Raw genomic sequence first — 17170 nt, 5'->3', positions numbered from 1 at the left:
AGCCGTTCAACCGAAGAACCAGTAGCCGACCGCGATGGCCGCCATCACGCCCGCCAGTTCCGCCAGCAGCGCGCAGCCCACGGCATGGCGCGCCCGCTGGAGCCCGACCGCGCCGAAGTAGACCGCCAGCACATAGAAAGTCGTTTCGGTGCTGCCCTGGATGGTGGCCGCGACCAGCGCCGGGAAGCTGTCGACGCCCTGGCTCTGCATGGTCTCGATCAGCATCGCGCGTGCCGCGCTGCCCGAGAAGGGCTTGACCAGCGCGGTCGGCAGCGCGTCGACGAAGCGCGTGTCCCAGCCGGTGTGCCCGACGGCCCAACGGATGCCTTCGAGCGCCAGGTCGAGCGCGCCCGAGGCGCGCAGCACGCCGACCGCGCACAGCATCGCGACCAGGTAGGGCAGCAGGTTCTTCGCGACGTCGAAGCCCTCCTTGGCACCTTCGACGAAGCATTCGTAGACCCTGATCCGCCGCAGCGCCCCGACCAGCAGGAAGCCGACGATCAGCCCGAACAGCGTGAGGTTGCCGAGTAGCGAGGAGAGCGAGGCCAGGGCTGCGGCCGAGAGGGTGGCCAGCAGCGCCATGAAGCCGCCGAGCAGCAACGCGCCGGGCAGCAGATAGGCCAGCACCACCGGGTCCCACAGCCGCAGGCGCTGCATGAAGGCCACCGACAGCAGCCCGACCACGGTCGACGCGCTGGTCGCCAGCAGGATCGGCAGGAACACCAGCGTCGGATCGGCCGCGCCCTGCTGCGCGCGGTACATGAAGATCGTGACCGGCAGCAGCGTCAGCGACGAGGCGTTGAGCACCAGGAACAGGATCTGCGCATTGCTCGCGGTCGTCGCGCTCGGATTCAGCGTCTGCAATTCGCGCATCGCCTTGAGCCCGATCGGCGTCGCCGCGTTGTCCAGCCCGAGCGCGTTGGCCGCGAAGTTGAGCGTGATCAGCCCGAGCGCCGGATGCCCGGCCGGCACCTCGGGCATCAGGCGGCGGAACAACGGCGCCAGCAGCCGGGCGAGCAAGTCCACGATGCCTGCGGCCTCGGCGATGCGCAGGAAGCCCAGCCACAGCGTGAGCGTGCCGAACAGCAGCACCATCACCTCGACCGAGAGCCGGGCCATGGCGAACAGGCTCTCGACCACGGCGGCGAACACGGTCGCGTCGCCGCCGAGCAGCCAGCGCGCGAGCGCCGTCACTGCCGCCGTCAGAAAGAAGCCAAGCCACAAGCCGTTGAGCACGCGTATCCCTTGCTGCGAATGCGCGCCGATCATAGGGGCGGTCGCGCGCCCGGGTGGGCAGGTTCAGCCGGCGCGCGCAGGCCGCCGCGGCACCTCGATCAGCAAGTCGGGCCTGAAGTCCTCCTGCTCGCCCTTGCCCATGTAGCCCAGGGGATTCGCGACCACGCGGCAACCGTCCTTCAGGTAGTCGAAGTGGCAATGCAGGTGGCCGTGCAGCCAGAGATCGGCCCGGGGCAGCAGTTCATCCAGCGAATTGCAGAAACCCGCGGTGCCGGGACTCAGGCCATAGCGCGGATCGGCACTCGCCAGGGTCGGCGCGAAATGCGTGATGACCACGGTCGTGCCGTCGAAGTCCTGGGCAAGTTCGTTACGCAGCCAGTCCTGGCAGATCAGCGCGTGTTCCCTCATCTCGTCCGCGAGGAAGATGTTTCCGGCGCGCATCGTGGCGGCTTTCTCCAGATAGAAGTTGGCCGCGCGCACGGCCTTGCCGCGCTTCTTGAGCGCATCGCCCAGCGTGTCCGAGGGTTCGACCAGCGCGTCGAAGTCCGCCCACAGCGTGGTGCCGACGAAACGCACGCCGTCGATCGTCCGGGTTTCGCGCTCCAGCCAGCCGATCTCCAGCGCCTCGCAGGTTTCTCGAAGCCGGCTGTGCACCTCGTCGAAATCCGCGTTGTCGTACTCATGGTTGCCCGGGACATAGATCACCGGCGCCGGCCAGCCATGGCGCGGCGAAAAGCGGGTCAGCCCGAAATCGGGCGCCACGAGGCGCGAGCCCTCCTGGTAGGAGCCGATATCACCGGCGAGCACCAGCAGGTCGGCGCCAGGCGCCGGGGCGATCTGGAGCTGGGGATGCACTTCGATGTGCAGATCCGAGAGCAACTGAAGCTTCATGGATGCAGTCTAGACGATGCCTTCATGCGTGCTGTGCATAACCTTTGGCTTGATAAATTGGGGAAAACCCTTATTCTTGATTCATCGTCAACTTGGCGCCGCCCGCTGGGCAGCGCACCATCATGTTTCAGCTCATGGCCCTCGTGGCCCGTTTTCTCCGCCCGGCCGACAAGGCTGTCGATGACAGTCCGGCCGCCATCCTGATGCAGAGCGCCGACCGCCGCGCCGGCCTCGATGCCTATCAGGCCCAGGAACTGCGCGCCGCCGCCAGCGCCTGGCTCAGCGTCGTCCGCTGACCGTCAAGCCGCCGGCTCGCCCGGCGMGCCGGCGAACGCCGCCCCCGCAGCGCGCAGCAACGCCTGCCGCAGCCACCCGTGGGCGTGCGCATGCTGGGCGCGCCGATGCCACAGCGCATCCACATGCACCAGCGGCTGGTCGAACGGAAGCTCGCGCAGCACCAGGTGATCGTCGATGCCGGTCACGCGCGCGAAGTGCCGCGGCATCACCGTCAGCAGGTTCGAGTTGGCGACCACCCGCCCGGCCGTGAAGAACTGGTTCACCGTGACCACGATGCGCCGTTCGCGCCCCATGGCGCCCAGCGTCTGGTCGATGAAGCCGTAGGGCCGGCCCGAGAAGCTCACCAGCAGGTGGCGCGCGGCGCAGTAGCTGTCGAGCGTCAGCGGCGCATCCGCCAGCGGATGGCCGCGGCGCATCACGCACACGTACTGCCCCACGTAGAGCCGCTGCGTCTCGAAGGGCGCGCCCACGCCGGACTGCCCGCGGGCGGCCAGGCTGGCAATCACAGCGGGAAAGTAGCCGATCGCGACGTCGACTTCCTCCTGCTCCAGCATCCGCCGCGGATCGCGCGTCGTCAGCGGCAACACGCGCAGCGACACCGCCCGGGCTTCCTCCTCGACGATCCCGATCAGGCCCGGCATCAGCTCGGCGGCCGTGGCGTCGGCCATCGCCAGCAGGAAGCTGGTGTCGGCGGTGCCGGGATCGAATTCACCTGGGGCCAGGGTGTGCTGCAGTTGTCGCAGCGCGTCGCGCACCGTGGGCCACAGCGCCAGTGCCCGTGGCGTCGGCTCCACGCCTGCGCCAGCGCGCCGCACCAGTTCATCGCCGAGCACTTCGCGCAGCCGACGCAGCGCATTGCTGACCGCGGGCTGGGTGATCGACAGGTTGCGGGCGGCGCGCGTGAGATTGCGCTCCGCCATCACCTCGTCGAACACGCGAAGCAGGTTCAGATCGAGCGTGCGAAAGTTGACATCCATAAGTGATGTGAATGATAAACATCAACAGGATAAAGTGGCAAAACACTAGGGTAACCCCTAATATCAGGGCATCGGCTTCGGCCTCTCGTCCTTTCAGGAGGAACACCATGACCAGCTTCATTCACGTTGACAAGCCCGCAACCCACCCCGGCATCGTTCGCGCCGAGGCGGCGTTCGACCGCGTCCGCGCCGCCCGCCGCGGTTTCGATGGCGCCCGTGGCCTCGCCGCGTTGCTGCTGGCGGCCATCGTGTCGTCCCTGCTGGTCGTCGCCGACCGGCTGATGACGGTCACCGACGAGGGCGGCCTGATGCTGGCCTGGGTGGTGCTGTGGGGCGTGGCCTTCGTCGGCCTGGCGCTGTTCGCCGGCACTGCGCGTTCGCTGGCTGCTCGCGTCATCGCCTCCACCCGCGGTGCCGCCAAGCGGCGCGCCGCCGAGCGCGCGGACGAGCAGTTCCTGGCCTACGCCAAGCAGGACCCGCGCATCCTCAGCGAGCTCAACGCCATCGCCACGCGCCAGCAGGCCGCCGAGGTCGAACTGCCCGCCGCCGGCAAGGCGCGTTCGCTGGAGCGTGTGGCTCAGCGCTCCGCCGACGTCCGCGTCCCGACGCTGCATGAAGCGATGCGCCGCGTGAATCTCGGCCAGTACTACTGATCGATTCGCCGGCCGCCGGGCCGGTTGCATGAAATGAAAAAGCCGCCCGAGGGCGGCTTTTTCATTGGCGGCGAGAGGCTCAGGCTCAGGCCGCGAGGCGCTTCTCGATCGCCGCCTTGGTCGCCGGCAGTTCCTGGGGCAGATGGTGCGCCAGCTGCTCGAACAGCTCGGCATGCAGCTTCAGTTCGGCCTGCCAGGCGGCCTTGTCGATGCTGGTGACGGTGTCGAACTGCTTGGCGCTGAAGTCCAGGCCGGTCCAGTTGAGGTCCTCGTAGCGCGGGCTGACGCCGAACACGTGTTCGCTGCCTTCGGCCTTCTGCTCGATGCGGTCGATCATCCACTTGAGCACGCGCATGTTCTCGCCGTAGCCGGGCCAGACGAACTTGCCGTCCTCGCCCTTGCGGAACCAGTTGGTGGTGTAGATCTTCGGCAGCCGGGCGCCCGAGGCCTCGAGCTTCTTGCCGAGATCCAGCCAGTGCTGGAAGTAGTCGCTCATGTTGTAGCCGGCGAAGGGCAGCATCGCGAACGGATCGCGCCGCACCACGCCCTGCTGGCCGGCGGCCGCAGCGGTCGTCTCCGAACCCATCGTCGCTGCCATGTAGACGCCTTCGACCCAGTTGCGGGCCTCGGTCACCAGCGGCACGGTGGTCGAGCGACGGCCGCCGAAGATGAAGGCGTCGATCGCGACGCCCTTCGGGTCGTCCCAGGCGGTGTCGAGCGCCGGGTTGTTGATCGCGGCGACCGTGAAGCGGGCGTTCGGATGCGCGGCCTTGGCACCGGTCTCCTTGGCGATCGCGGGCGTCCAGTCCAAGCCTCGCCAGTCGATCGCGTGCGCCGGGGCTGCGCCCATGCCTTCCCACCAGACGTCGCCGTCATCCGTCAGGGCCACGTTGGTGAAGATCACGTCGCGGTCGAGGCTGGCCATGCAGTTCGGATTGGTCTGCATGTTGGTGCCGGGCGCGACGCCGAAATAGCCCGCCTCGGGGTTGATCGCGTGCAGTTTGCCGTCGGCGCCGGGCTTGATCCAGGCGATGTCGTCGCCGATGGTCGTGACCTTCCAGCCGTCGAAGCCGGCCGGCGGGATCAGCATGGCGAAGTTGGTCTTGCCGCAGGCGCTCGGGAAAGCCGCGGCCACGTGGTACTTCTTGCCGGCCGGGTTGGTCACGCCGAGGATCAGCATGTGCTCGGCCAGCCAGCCCTCGTCGCGGCCCATGTTCGACGCGATGCGCAGCGCGAAGCACTTCTTGCCGAGCAGCGCATTGCCGCCGTAGCCCGAGCCATAGCTCCAGATCTCGCGCGTCTCGGGGTAGTGGACGATGTACTTGGTCTTGTTGCAGGGCCAGGCCACGTCCTGCTGGCCGGCTTCCAGCGGCGCGCCGACCGTGTGCACGCAGGGCACGAACTCGCCGTCGGCGCCGAGCACGTCGTACACGGCGCGGCCCATGCGGGTCATGATCTTCATGTTGACCGCCACGTAGGGGCTGTCGGACAGTTCGATGCCGATGTGCGCGATCGGCGAGCCGAGCGGGCCCATGCTGAACGGCACGACGTACATCGTGCGGCCCTTCATGCAGCCGTCGAACAGCGGCTGCAGCGTCGCGCGCATTTCCGCCGGGGCCATCCAGTTGTTGGTCGGGCCGGCGTCTTCCTTCTTCGCGGAGCAGATGAAGGTGCGGTCCTCGACGCGGGCGACGTCGCTCGGGTCGGAAGAGGCGAGGAAGGAGTTGGGGCGCTTGGCCGGGTTGAGCCGCTTGAGGGTGCCGGCTTCGACCATCTGCTGGCAGAGGCTGTCGTATTCTTCCTGGCTGCCGTCGCACCAGTGGATGCGCGCGGGCTTGCACAGCGCGGCCATCTCGGCCACCCAGGCGATCAGCTTCGCGTTCTTGACATAGGAGGGGGCCTGCATGGCGAGTCCCTTCAGTGGTGCGTTCATCGTCTATCTCCGAAGTTGAAAATCGTCTTTTCGAACGGGACTCGGCGCCATGGGGCGGGCGAAGTCCGTTGGAAAAAACGCTTCCGTCTAGGGAGGAGGCTGGATGGAAGCCCGGGTAGACCAGGGCGGGTCGGCACTTGGGCCACCCCCTGGATCTGAGGCAGGTCGCGCGGGCACGGGGACACGGGGTGTCCGCGGGGCGACCGCCGGAATCAGGCCATGTAGATGGCGATGGAGGCCAGAAGGAGCATCAGCACCCCGCCGACGAGGGGCAGCACCAGGGGCATGAGAGGGACGATCGACTCGACCGCGTCGGGTTCGACGGCAACTGCATGGCCGGGCTCGTTGGGGGTGGGATTGGACATCGGGATTCCTTGGGTTCTCAAGACTCCGGCCATTTTACCGTTGGGTCCGCCGGCCGCGGTCTAGGGGGTTGCCAGACCCCGTGGCCGGGCCCTCGCTGCCGGTTCCGTGCGGGGACAACGATGATGATCGAAGTCAGTGGGCACCAGGGGTATGGTCAGAAGTTTCGTCATCAATCGCGGAAATGGCTCGAAGGTTTCGGGCTCGGGGACCGCATACAGAATGCGGCGCACATCCTAATCTCACCGCCCATGAGTTTCCTAGACAACGACGGCGTGCATTCCATGGGCGATGCTCAGCCTGGTGAGGACGGCGCGAGTCACCGCGCGCATGCGCCGAGCCAACGATCCAGGTTCGGGCTTTCTGCACCAGATCTTGCACGCGAGTGCCCTCCGTTCCGCTTCCTCCGTCCTCACTGAACACCGAGTTTGCAATTGCCGCTGCGCTCAGGTCTGGGCTCGACGTCCCCTCCCTGAGCGACACGGCGCCCCGATCTGCCTGGATTCGAGATCCAGGGCGTCCTCCCACAGAGGTCGTGCCGAGGCGCTAACGATCCCCGTCGCCCGATGCCCCACTGCGCTGTCAGCTTGCGCATCGAGTCCGCGCGCGGAGTGTGAACAGACCCGCTACTGATGCCTGCCCCCTTATATGAACTTCGTGTCTGGATTTCGCCGCTTGGCCGTTGCGGCCCTGTTGGCCGTTTCCTTCTCGGGGCCTGCCTCCGCGCAAGGCTTGAATCGGAATGCCCCCGCCCCGACTGCGACCGATGTCGCCGGCGATTCCGTGATCTACAACATGGTCGAGCCCCTGCAAACCACGGCGCCGGCGCGGAGCACTGCGGCCGCTGCGCCGGCCCCGCGGGTGGTGCCGACCACGCCGCAGGGCTTCGACTACCGCGCCAATTTGCAGAGCGACGTCTTCGGCGCGCAACTCTTCAGCGGCGCATTCGCCAATGCGGGCGCCACCCAGTTCAATCCTGACTACCTCGTGGCCGGCGGCGACAGCCTGCAAGTGCGCCTGTGGGGTGCCTTCGAGTTCGACTCGGCGCTCACCGTCGATCCGCAGGGCAACATCTTCCTGCCGCATGTCGGGCCGGTGAGCGTGCGGGGTGTGCGCAACCAGGAACTGCAGGGCGTCGTGGCGGCGGCCGTGCGCCGTGTCTTCCGGGCCAACGTCAACAGCTACGCCAGCCTGGCTGCGGCGCAGCCGGTGCGGGTATTTGTGGGGGGGTTCGTGTACCGGCCCGGGCTCTACAGCGGCACCAGCATGGACAGCCTGCTGCACTTCCTCGACCAGGCCGGCGGCATCGATCCCGAGCGCGGGTCCTTCCTGAATGTGCAGGTCAAGCGCGGCGCGCAGGTGCGGGCGTCGGTGAACCTGTATGACTTCCTGCTGAAGGGCAGCATGCCGCTGCACCAGCTTGGCAACGGCGACGTGATCTTCGTCGAGCCGCGACAGAGCATGGTGAAGGTCAGCGGATTGGTCGAGAGTGCCAAGCGCTTCGAGTTCACGCGCGTTGCGCAGCCGACCGTGGCCGAACTTGCCCGTCTCGCAAAGCTCGACCCCAAGGCCACGCACGTGCGCGTGGTCCGCAACACCGGAACCACGCGCAATACCGAGTACTACCCCATCGGGCAGGCGGGTGGCGTGCCGGTGCAGGCCGGCGACGAACTCGAATTCACCGCGGACAAGAAGCCCGGAACGATCGCGGTGCGGGTCGAGGGCGAGCACATGAGCGCGCAGGAGTACGTGCTGCCCTACGGCACACGCATGGGGGCGCTGTTGCAGCAGATCAGATTGAACGAACGCTCGGAAGGCCAGAGCATCCAGCTCTTCCGGTTGAGCGTGAAAGAGCGGCAGAAGGAGATGCTTGCAACCTCGCTGCACAGCCTGGAGAGCGCGCTGCTGACCGCGCGCAGCGGGTCCGAAGGCGAGGCCAATCTGCGCCGCGCCGAAGCGGAGCTGACGCTGCAGTGGATCGATCGCGCCAGACGCATCGAGCCCTTGGGCCAGGTCGTCATTGCGCAGGCCGCGGAGCGCGACAACCTGTTGCTGGAGAACGGCGACATCCTGCGCGTGCCGACGCGTGATGGTCTGGTACTGGTCAGTGGCGAGGTGCTCTTTCCCAACGCCGTGGCGTACCAGAGCGGTATGAGCGTCAAGGACTACGTCGATCGTGCGGGCGGCTACACGCAGAGCGCCGACGTCACCCGGATCGTCGTTGCTCGTCGAGATGGCAGTTTTGATCAGACGCCGGATGGCGCCGGCACGACCGTCCGACCCGGGGACCAAGTGCTGGTGCTGCCGAAGGTGGATGACAAGAAGCGGCAGTTCTGGAAGGAAATGATTCAGATTGTTTATCAGATTGCGATCAGCGCGCGGGTGGTTATTGGCCTCTAGGCGCGAAAGCGGCCGCATCTTTTGAAGCCCAGAAAATAACTCGACCCATTGAAGCCCATCATCATGAAAAATAGCATTTCAAATAGAGAAGAGAGCATGCTGTTGACGATCATTATTCCCATCCGAGCTTCGTCGGATCGGAAGGACGCAATTCAGAGGCTCTCTTATGTGTCGCTTGATACACAACTGCCTTCATCCATTGATGTGCTCGTGGTTGATGACGGCTCACCTTTGAGTGCCGCAGTCGACATCATGACTGAATGCGATCGACTTGGGATGAGATACCTTCGGATCGACAGCGATCTCAAAATATTCTCAGCAGGTCGGGCAAGAAATGTTGCTGCACAGCATGTTGTGAGCAAGTACATTTTTTTTCAAGATCTGGATCTCTTGCCATATCCCGGTTTTTATCGAGATGTATTGAACGAGATCGAAGTTCAGGGAGTCAATGAGGCTGCTGAACGCTTTCTGATGTTTGGCGTAATTTATTTGACGAAAGACGCTACGGAGGAGTACTTTGGTGCGCCAGCCGAACTTCGGAAAAGCAAGTACATCCAAGCGCTCTTGGATAACGACAAATCGAGAGTAGAGAAGTTCTCTACCGGAACGTCGGTCACGGTGTGGAACAGGAATTACTATTTGTCCTGTGGTGGAAACGACCCTGATTTCGAAGGCTGGGGGTACGAGGATCTTGAGTTCACTTGCCGGGCAATTAGGAGGGGAAGGAAGTTCCCTCTCCCGGATGAGTTCTTGCTCGATTACAAAAATTTCCAAAAAGTATCGGAGTATCGAGGATGGAAGGCCGTCTATCGCCTGTATGGGGATCTGACATTTCAGAAAGGTATTGTCATGTTTCACGCATGGCATCCTGTCGATGAAACTGGGCGCTATATCAAGGCCAAGGAAAAGAATAGAAAAATATTCGAGAAAAAGATGCACGCGTTCGGAACTCGGCGAGAGGAGCCTAATCCGCTGCCTCAAATCGAGCGTGGTAGGTCCATTTTGTTCAAGAACAATCCGTGGGTCTACAACCGATGGGTGGCGCCGATGTTCGGCGAATTAATTCAATTGAATGAAGATCTTTTTTCCGCGGATACCCTCTTGTCGTTTATGCGCGAAAGAGAGATTGATCGGGTTATTTTCCACAATCCGTATGCAAGCGAAAAGATGTTGGAACTGTACCGAGCGGTCAGGGCGAGCGACCGGAAGTTCATCGTTTGCGAGAGAGGCGCTCTTCCAGGAGCTGTCTTCTTCGACGAGAACGGATTCAACGGCGAAAGTCGAAGCTACTCACGCGAAAAATGGCACCGCCCTCTGTCTGACAGCGAGATTGAAAAAATAGGGGAATATATAAAAATATTCAAGGAAGAAGGTGATGATCTCGAAGCACAGCCAGAACGTCTAGGTGCTTCAGGTATTCGACGAAAGCTTGGCCTTAGAGCGGGGGCGAAGATGCTATTCATTCCTCTTCAGCGTCCGTCAGACACCGTGATCAATCATCTCTCGGGACCTATAGAAAGTTATGAAAACTTCCTTTCCCTGGTTAGAGAGACGGTTGCTTCCCTCCCGCCAGATTGGGTCGTGGTGGCGAAACGCCATCCGTTGGAGGTGGTTTCTCCCGAGCTTCCAGGCGTCATATTTCTAGATGATGGCCATATCAATGATCTGACGGATGCCGCGGATGCGGTGTTGTTAATAAATTCTGGCGTAGGCGTCATTGGGTTGGTGTACGAGAAGCCCGTGCTGTATGCGGGGCAAGCGCTGTATGGGCACGATGGACTTTCAATTGGGGTTCGAACTGCGGACGATGTCATTGATGCGCTTGCGAAATTCAAGCCATCTAGAGATTTGATTTTGCAGTTTTTGCATTATTTGGTTTTTGAATTTTATTCATTTGCAGAATTCAAGACGAGGCGAGTCCCATGGAAAGATGGTTCGTTCATGACGGCAACCACCGAAATCAATTATCTCGCCGTACGTGTGCCGGGTTGCGATGAGCTCAAAATGGAGCTTCGCCAGAAGGTTCAGGTTACACACGACTCAGTTCTTTTTGATAGGTACCGGGCGCCAGATGGCACCGTGCTGGGCGCGATCAAGCTCGTCAAGCCAAAACAGGCGCCTGCGACATCTTCACCAAAGCCCAAAGAAAAAGATCCGACAGCTCGAATTTCAGGAGTGAGTGAGAAGGACTTGATCGGCCACATGGATGGTGCTCAAAAGGATGCGCCTCCTGAGAAATCCGGCGCGTTAAAAAAAATAAAAAAACTCAAGGAAAACCCAATTATGTTTCTTCGAGATTCGAGATTTTTTGCACTTCGAAAAATAGGGGGATTAATGAGAAAAGGCCCTCCACTGGATTTGGTGCTCAAGGGGCGTGGATAAGGTGGGAGCGAAAATTATTTGGTTAAATGCCCGTCGGAGTCGTTGAATGATTGAATTAAACTCAATTCCCCTTGGAAATGAATGCCCTTTTGTCCTCTTTGGAGGAGTCAATGTCTTGGAGTCCGTTGATGTTTCAATGAGAGTGTGCGCTGAATATGTGAGAGTAACGCGGAAATTGAATATTCCTTACGTCTTTAAGGCGAGCTTCGACAAGGCCAATCGTTCGTCTATGCGTTCCTATCGGGGACCTGGAATTCAGGAGGGCCTTCGAATGCTCGCCGACATTAAGAGTGAGTTCAATGTTCCCTTGATTGCGGACGTTCATGAGTCGTGGCAGGTGAACGAAGTCGCGGCGGTAGTGGATGTGTTGCAGTTGCCGGCCTTTCTTGCCAGACAAACAGATCTTGTGGTGGCACTTGCAAGGTCGGGAAGACCAGTGAACATCAAGAAACCCCAGTTCATGAGTCCTTCTCAAATTTTCCATGTGGTGGATAAGTTCAAAGAAGCTGGCGGGGAGAAGCTCATTCTTTGTGAGCGTGGCACATCTTTTGGATATGACAATCTGGTTGTGGATATGCTCGGTTTCGATGTAATGAAAAATGCCTGCAAAAATATACCGATTATTTTTGACGTGACGCATTCATTGCAGCAACGCGACTCGATGAGCGCAGCCTCGGGTGGGCGCAGGCAACAAATTGTTGAACTGGCAAGGGCGGGCTTGGCCGTGGGTTTGGCGGGTCTGTTCTTGGAAGCGCATCCCGATCCGGACAATGCCAAGTGCGACGGCCCGAGTGCATTGCCCCTTGACAGGTTAGAACCTTTCCTGACGCAAATGAAAGCACTTGATGATCTCGTTAAGTCGCTTCCTCGGATCGATATCGCCTGATAGCTGACCGCATCGTGAACTCAAGATCGAGAGAAAAGCTCGCCATCGTTATCCCCGCGCGCTATTCGTCGACCCGGCTGCCGGGAAAGCCGCTCGCCGACATCGTGGGGAAGCCGATGGTGCAACACGTCTATGAGCGCGCCATGCAGGTGTCAGGTGTTGACGCGGTGTGCGTGGCGACAGAAGACGAGCGCATAGCGTCGGTCGTCCGTGGGTTTGGTGGCACTTGCGTGATGACTTCTGCCGAGCACTTTTCAGGCACCGACCGTTTGACTGAGGTGATGGCTGCGTTGCCTTGCCGGCTGATATCTATGTCAACCTGCAAGGCGATGAGCCGATGGTGCGGCCGGCCGATATTGAGACACTGGTAGCAGGGATGCGAGCCGACGGCACTTTGGAGGTGGGCACCTTGTGCCACGCCATCACAGCACAGGAAGCGCTGAATTCGAACGCCGTCAAGGTGGTTGTCGCGAACAATGGCGATGCGCTCTATTTCTCTCGTGCGCCCGTCCCGTATCCGCGAGATGAGCAGGCTGCCTCTTACTTGAAGCACGTGGGCATCTATGCGTACCGGCGGCGCGTGCTTGCCAAATACGCCTCATTGCCTCGGCCGATGCTCGAGCATGCGGAGAAACTCGAGCAACTGCGATTGTTGGCCGACGGCCTACGCATTCGCACCTTTCGGATCGAGACCGCCGGTCCGGGTGTTGATACCCCTGAATGTCTGGATCGAGTGCGCGCCTTGATGGACGGCAAGTGCGTTCGCGATCGGCCGGACCTTGCCGACGTTCGGCTGGTAATAACAGACGTGGACGGAGTCCTTACCGATGGGGGGCTTTACTACGACGCTACCGGCGAGTGTCTGAAGCGCTTCAATGTTCGCGATGGCCTGGGAATCCGATTGCTCGAGAAAAGTGGAGTGAAGGTGGCGGTTCTCTCCGGGCGTGACTCTGCAGCGCTTCGCAAAAGGGTCTGCGATCTTGGCATTGCTCTGTCCCTGTTAGGAGTCACCGACAAGGCGGGGGCTTGCAAGACGCTCATGTCAATGGCGGGAGTCACCGTCGAACAAACCGCATGCATCGGTGACGACAGTATCGACCTCCCCGCCTTCGCCGTCTGTGGCTTGTCTTTCGCCGTGGCAGATGCGCCGCTCTACGTGAGGCAGGCTGCTTCCAAAACCTTGAGTCTGAGCGGCGGGCAAGGTGCTCTTAGAGAGTTGGCCGACGCGATCCTGCTCGCACAGGGCAAGCAGCAGGTCTTCCAGACGGCCGACGGCTTTGCCTCGGCGATGGCTGGCATGTCGCAATAGTGTGATCTGCAATGAATCTGTTTGAAGGGGCGGTTGAATGACTGCATTGGATCTGGCCAGGAACGTTGTCGCAACCGAAATCGCGGCATTGGAGTGCATGTCAAGCAGGCTCGGTAGTAGCTTCGAGAAGGCAGTGAGCATCATTCAGGAGGCACGCGGCCGCGTCGTCATTCTGGGCATGGGAAAGTCTGGAATCATCGGCAAGAAGATTGCTGCAACGATGGCCTCCACCGGGACGCCTTCGTTCTTCGTTCATCCGGGGGAGGCCTTTCATGGCGACCTTGGAATGCTGAAATCCATGGACGTCGCTTTGCTGATATCGAACAGCGGGGAGACGGAAGAATTGATCCGGCTGCTGCCGTTCATGCAGCATCAGAAGATGCGTGTGATCGCCATGACAGGCAGCCTCGAGTCGACATTGGCGAATCATGCAGATGCAGTCCTGGATGTTTCCGTACACATGGAGGCGTGCAGCAACAATCTGGCGCCCACGAGTTCGACCACGGCCACCTTGGTCATGGGAGACGCACTGGCCGTTGCTCTGTCGACCTTGCGTGGCTTCCAGCCAGAGGACTTCGCTCGCTTTCATCCCGGCGGTAGCCTGGGCAGGCGTCTGCTCACCCGAGTCGGCGATGTCATGCACAGCGGCAATCTGCCGGTGTGTGTCGCTCAGACACCATTGCGCGAGGTCGTACATACCATCAGCAGCGGTCGCCTCGGCTTGGCCTTGGTCATGGATGGCGACGCGTTGTTTGGGCTGATCACTGATGGTGATATCCGACGCGCCTTCGATCAGAGCGACGACCCTCTGGCCCTTGTCGCGAGCCAGATCATGACCGGCGATCCGTTGGTCGTGGGCGCGGGAGAGCGGTTCTCCGCGGCAGAGGAAAAAATGCGTGAGGCCAAGGTCAATTCGCTCGTGGTGAAGGATGAAGACGGCAAGGTGACGGGCATCCTGCAGATCTATGACGTGGATGACGGCCCCGTGCGTCATTGACGTCTCGAGGTCCGGCGGCACGGCGAGCGATACGATATTGTGATCGGTGCGTTCTCATCGGGAATCCTGGGCAACGCCTTGTTGCCCGCGCTTCTGGGTCAAAAGGTCGGGCGCATGCGCGATGCTACGAGTGCATCGCCACTGAGTGCCATCGCAGGTTGGGGTTGCAAGCCCAACGTCCGTCGGACCGAGCAATATGCGGAGCGACATGGGCTGCCGTTGCTGCGGCTGGAGGACGGATTCCTGCGTTCGTTCAATCCGGGCGCGGAATCGCCACAACTCTCCTTGGTGGTGGATGCGCAGGGCATCTACTACGACAGTACTCGCCCGTCCGCCCTCGAGAGAATGCTGGCTTCGTCCGCCGATCTGCTCGAGAACATTCGCAGCGATGTCGCGCGCGCCAAGTCGCTCATCCTTGCGCATAGGCTCAGCAAATACAACCATGCACCGTCGGCCGGTGAAGAGCAATTCTCGCCTGCGTCAAAGCGGGTGCTGGTTGTCGACCAAACAGCGGGTGATATGAGCGTGCTGCGTGGTGGGGCCAACTCGCAGACCTTCACAGACATGCTGGCGGCCGCGTACGCGGAGAATCCTGGCGCGACGGTCTACGTCAAGACACACCCCGAAGCGAATTCTCGCCGAAAGGGCGGATATTTGACAGGAGTGCAGGACGACGACCGGACAGTCGTTCTGCGACAGGACATCAATCCGTTGAGTCTCATCGATCTTATGGATCGTGTGTATGTCGTGAGCTCCACGATGGGGTTCGAGGCCCTGCTGGCAGGCAAGCCAGTTTCAGTGTTTGGCATGCCTTGGTACGCGGGTTGGGGAGTGACAGAGGATCGACAGCGCTGCGAGCGCCGTAGTCGGACGCGCACGATCGATGAATTGTTTGCCGCTGCCTACTTTCACTACACGCGCTATCTGGATCCGCGCACTCACCAGCTCGGCAGTATCTTCGATGTGATCGACTGGCTGATCCTCCAGAGAGGAATGGCGGCGCGTTTCGTTGAGTCCGGTGAGAACGCTCGATTGCTGTGCATTGGGTTCCGACGATGGAAGGCCGCCAACGTGAGGCCGTTGCTTTCGCTGCAACCCGGCAGAGCGCTGTTCGCGCCCAATGCACGCGCCCTGAAAAAGCTGAAGCCTGGTCCGCGCGACTGCCTCGTTCATTGGGGAAACTTGGCGCCAGTCGGCGTGGACGCGCTCGCTGAGCGATGCGGCGCAAGAACGATGCGCATGGAGGATGGGTTCATCCGATCGGTGGGGCTGGGCTCCGATCTCACCAAGCCTCAGTCATTGGTGCTGGACGGACGCGGTATCTACTTTGACCCGCGCCGCCCTTCCGAACTTGAAGACTTGTTGAACGAGCATCGGTTCACTGCGGGCGATCACGCCCGTGCCCGCGTCATTCGTCGCCTGATCGTGGAAGAGGGCATTACCAAGTACAACACCGAACCCCGAACGCGCCCTCACTGGGCGGGCATGGGTGATGCCGCCGATCGACCCGTGGTGCTCGTGCCCGGACAGGTGGAAGACGACGCTTCGATTCGCTTCGGATGCGAGGATGTCAAGACCAACTTGGGCTTGCTTCAGGCGGCGAGAGCGGCGCATCCCAATGCCTTCATCGTCTACAAGCCCCACCCGGATGTGCTGGCGCGGAATCGTCCGGGCGTGGTGTCCTGGGCTGCCGCGCACTCTTTGGCCGATGTGGTGGAGACCGCAGTGTCCGTGGTTAGCTGTATCGAGGTGTGTGATGTCGTGCACACGATGACCTCTCTGACGGGTTTCGATGCGCTGCTGCGAAACAAAAAGGTGGTTGTATACGGTCGCCCCTTCTATGCGGGGTGGGGCCTGACGGAGGACCGACACGTCATGCCGCGCCGCCGGCGCTCACTGAGTCTGGACGAACTGGTCGCTGCCGCACTGGTGCATTACCCGGTGTATTGGGACTGGGAGCTTGGCGGCTACACGACCTGCGAAGCCGTACTGCACGGCATCGTGCGGGAGCGCACCAGGCTCGAAGCCAATGGAGGCCTCGCGAGGCTGCAAGGATCTCAGTGGGCCCGTCAATGGCGCAAAGTGGCAACCCTGGTTCGGAGTTGGCGAGGGTGAACATCCCGGCCAAGGTCACGCGAGCCAAGGCAGCTTTCGCGGCCACCGTGGGATAAGTACAGAACAGAGTGGCGCACTGCACTATTGCCTAGCGCGGCATGACAGTCGCGCTGTCTGTCGGTATTTCTTCAAGCGAACGATGGTCCCAAGTCACTCCTTCTCTGATGACCTTGCCGGGATTTCCTGCGATGACGCAGTTCGAGGGAAATCTGCCGGCGACAAGTGCCTTCGCACCGACGATTGAATCGCAACCTATCTCGCTTCCCTTGGAGACGAGGGCGTCGAACGCAAGCCACACATGGTCGTGGAGTTTGATATCTCGCGACTTGTTGATTCGCTGGCGAGTATCGAGATCGAACACCGAATGCACGTCGGAGGTTGTCAATCTTACTTGGGACATCAAACAGTTGCGTCCAATGTCGATGCAGGTACCCTCTCTCGCTTCGAGTACCGCATTCCAGTGGAACTTGGTTCCGGCACCGATCCGTACACTTGAACCTTCGTGTACCAGCACGCCCCCGCGAAGGAGTACGTGGTCCTCAATGCTGATCGTGTTGTCGTCTCCGCGGAAGTCCAGCGTGATGTCAAGGCCAAGTTCAGATGTCGCATTCCTGGCTAAGTTGAAATGTCGCTTTTCTGGCTTCATCTGATGGGTTCCGACGAACGCCGTGACTGCCTTGCCTCTGCACCACAGGTCCTGTCAGCCGAAGGCCGGAGCGATCGGTTAGTTT

15 protein-coding genes are annotated in these 17170 nt (G+C 61.4%); 9 read left to right on the top strand and 6 right to left on the bottom strand.

Annotated features, from left to right (window positions below; translation table 11 throughout):
• Nucleotides 1–6 precede the first annotated feature (6 nt).
• The gene (locus AC1DYK_RS30440) at nt 7–1236 is read right to left on the bottom strand and encodes a nucleoside recognition domain-containing protein (RefSeq protein WP_478169703.1); all 1230 of its coding nucleotides are present in this window, start codon (nt 1234–1236) and stop codon (nt 7–9) included.
• A gap of 63 nt (nt 1237–1299) precedes the next feature.
• On the bottom strand, nt 1300–2127 hold the full coding sequence (locus AC1DYK_RS30435) for a metallophosphoesterase (RefSeq protein ID WP_478169702.1): 828 nt from the start codon (nt 2125–2127) through the stop codon (nt 1300–1302).
• A 122-nt stretch (nt 2128–2249) separates the two neighbouring features.
• Between AC1DYK_RS30435 and AC1DYK_RS30430 the strand changes: the two genes are divergently transcribed.
• Complete coding sequence (locus tag AC1DYK_RS30430; RefSeq protein WP_478086487.1) at nt 2250–2423, top strand: hypothetical protein; 174 nt, start codon at nt 2250–2252, stop codon at nt 2421–2423.
• Nucleotides 2424–2426: 3 nt separating this feature from the next.
• Here the strand turns inward: AC1DYK_RS30430 and AC1DYK_RS30425 are convergent, their stop codons facing one another.
• Nucleotides 2427–3401 carry a LysR family transcriptional regulator gene (locus tag AC1DYK_RS30425; protein ID WP_478169701.1) on the bottom strand — a complete coding sequence of 325 codons (975 nt, stop codon included), beginning with the start codon at nt 3399–3401 and terminating at the stop codon, nt 2427–2429.
• A 107-nt stretch (nt 3402–3508) separates the two neighbouring features.
• Here AC1DYK_RS30425 and AC1DYK_RS30420 point away from each other — a divergent pair, with 107 nt between their 5' ends.
• Nucleotides 3509–4054, top strand: a complete 546-nt coding sequence (locus AC1DYK_RS30420) for a hypothetical protein (RefSeq protein WP_478086489.1) — start codon at nt 3509–3511, stop codon at nt 4052–4054.
• An 85-nt stretch (nt 4055–4139) separates the two neighbouring features.
• On the opposite strand, the gene AC1DYK_RS30415 is transcribed toward AC1DYK_RS30420, so the two are convergent.
• Both AC1DYK_RS30415 and AC1DYK_RS30410 read right to left on the bottom strand, forming a co-directional pair.
• Nucleotides 4140–5987 (bottom strand): phosphoenolpyruvate carboxykinase (GTP), encoded by a 1848-nt coding sequence (locus AC1DYK_RS30415; RefSeq protein WP_478169700.1) that lies wholly within the window; start codon nt 5985–5987, stop codon nt 4140–4142.
• 212 nt (nt 5988–6199) lie between these two features.
• Entirely contained in the window at nt 6200–6352 is a 153-nt protein-coding gene (locus AC1DYK_RS30410; RefSeq protein ID WP_478086492.1) for a hypothetical protein, read from the bottom strand.
• 646 nt (nt 6353–6998) lie between these two features.
• On the opposite strand from AC1DYK_RS30410, the gene AC1DYK_RS30405 reads away from it, so the two are divergent.
• The 7 genes from AC1DYK_RS30405 (at nt 6999) to AC1DYK_RS30375 (ending at nt 16439) form a co-directional block, all read left to right on the top strand.
• A complete protein-coding gene (locus AC1DYK_RS30405) occupies nt 6999–8750 on the top strand; it encodes a polysaccharide biosynthesis/export family protein (RefSeq protein WP_478169699.1) in 1752 nt (583 codons plus the stop codon).
• A gap of 48 nt (nt 8751–8798) precedes the next feature.
• Complete coding sequence (locus tag AC1DYK_RS30400) at nt 8799–11132, top strand: capsular polysaccharide export protein, LipB/KpsS family (protein ID WP_478169698.1); 2334 nt, start codon at nt 8799–8801, stop codon at nt 11130–11132.
• 46 nt (nt 11133–11178) lie between these two features.
• Entirely contained in the window at nt 11179–12018 is an 840-nt protein-coding gene (gene kdsA, locus AC1DYK_RS30395; RefSeq protein ID WP_478169697.1) for a 3-deoxy-8-phosphooctulonate synthase, read from the top strand.
• Between the two features lie 14 nt (nt 12019–12032).
• Nucleotides 12033–12389 (top strand): cytidylyltransferase domain-containing protein, encoded by a 357-nt coding sequence (locus AC1DYK_RS30390; protein WP_478169696.1) that lies wholly within the window; start codon nt 12033–12035, stop codon nt 12387–12389.
• Entirely contained in the window at nt 12314–13327 is a 1014-nt protein-coding gene (locus tag AC1DYK_RS30385) for an HAD-IIIA family hydrolase (RefSeq protein WP_478169695.1), read from the top strand. The genes AC1DYK_RS30390 and AC1DYK_RS30385 overlap by 76 nt, the downstream gene beginning before the upstream one ends.
• 37 nt (nt 13328–13364) lie before the next feature.
• The gene (locus AC1DYK_RS30380; protein WP_478169694.1) at nt 13365–14324 is read left to right on the top strand and encodes a KpsF/GutQ family sugar-phosphate isomerase; all 960 of its coding nucleotides are present in this window, start codon (nt 13365–13367) and stop codon (nt 14322–14324) included.
• A 114-nt stretch (nt 14325–14438) separates the two neighbouring features.
• Complete coding sequence (locus AC1DYK_RS30375) at nt 14439–16439, top strand: capsular polysaccharide biosynthesis protein (RefSeq protein ID WP_478169693.1); 2001 nt, start codon at nt 14439–14441, stop codon at nt 16437–16439.
• Between the two features lie 88 nt (nt 16440–16527).
• Here AC1DYK_RS30375 and AC1DYK_RS30370 read toward each other — a convergent pair whose 3' ends face one another.
• Nucleotides 16528–17085 (bottom strand): acyltransferase, encoded by a 558-nt coding sequence (locus AC1DYK_RS30370; protein WP_478169692.1) that lies wholly within the window; start codon nt 17083–17085, stop codon nt 16528–16530.
• Nucleotides 17086–17170 lie beyond the last annotated feature (85 nt).

Source organism: Variovorax sp. P2_H12, assembly GCF_056403395.1.
The sequence above is the reverse complement of the archived record's forward strand: the minus strand, read 5'-3'. Positions and strand labels throughout refer to the sequence as shown.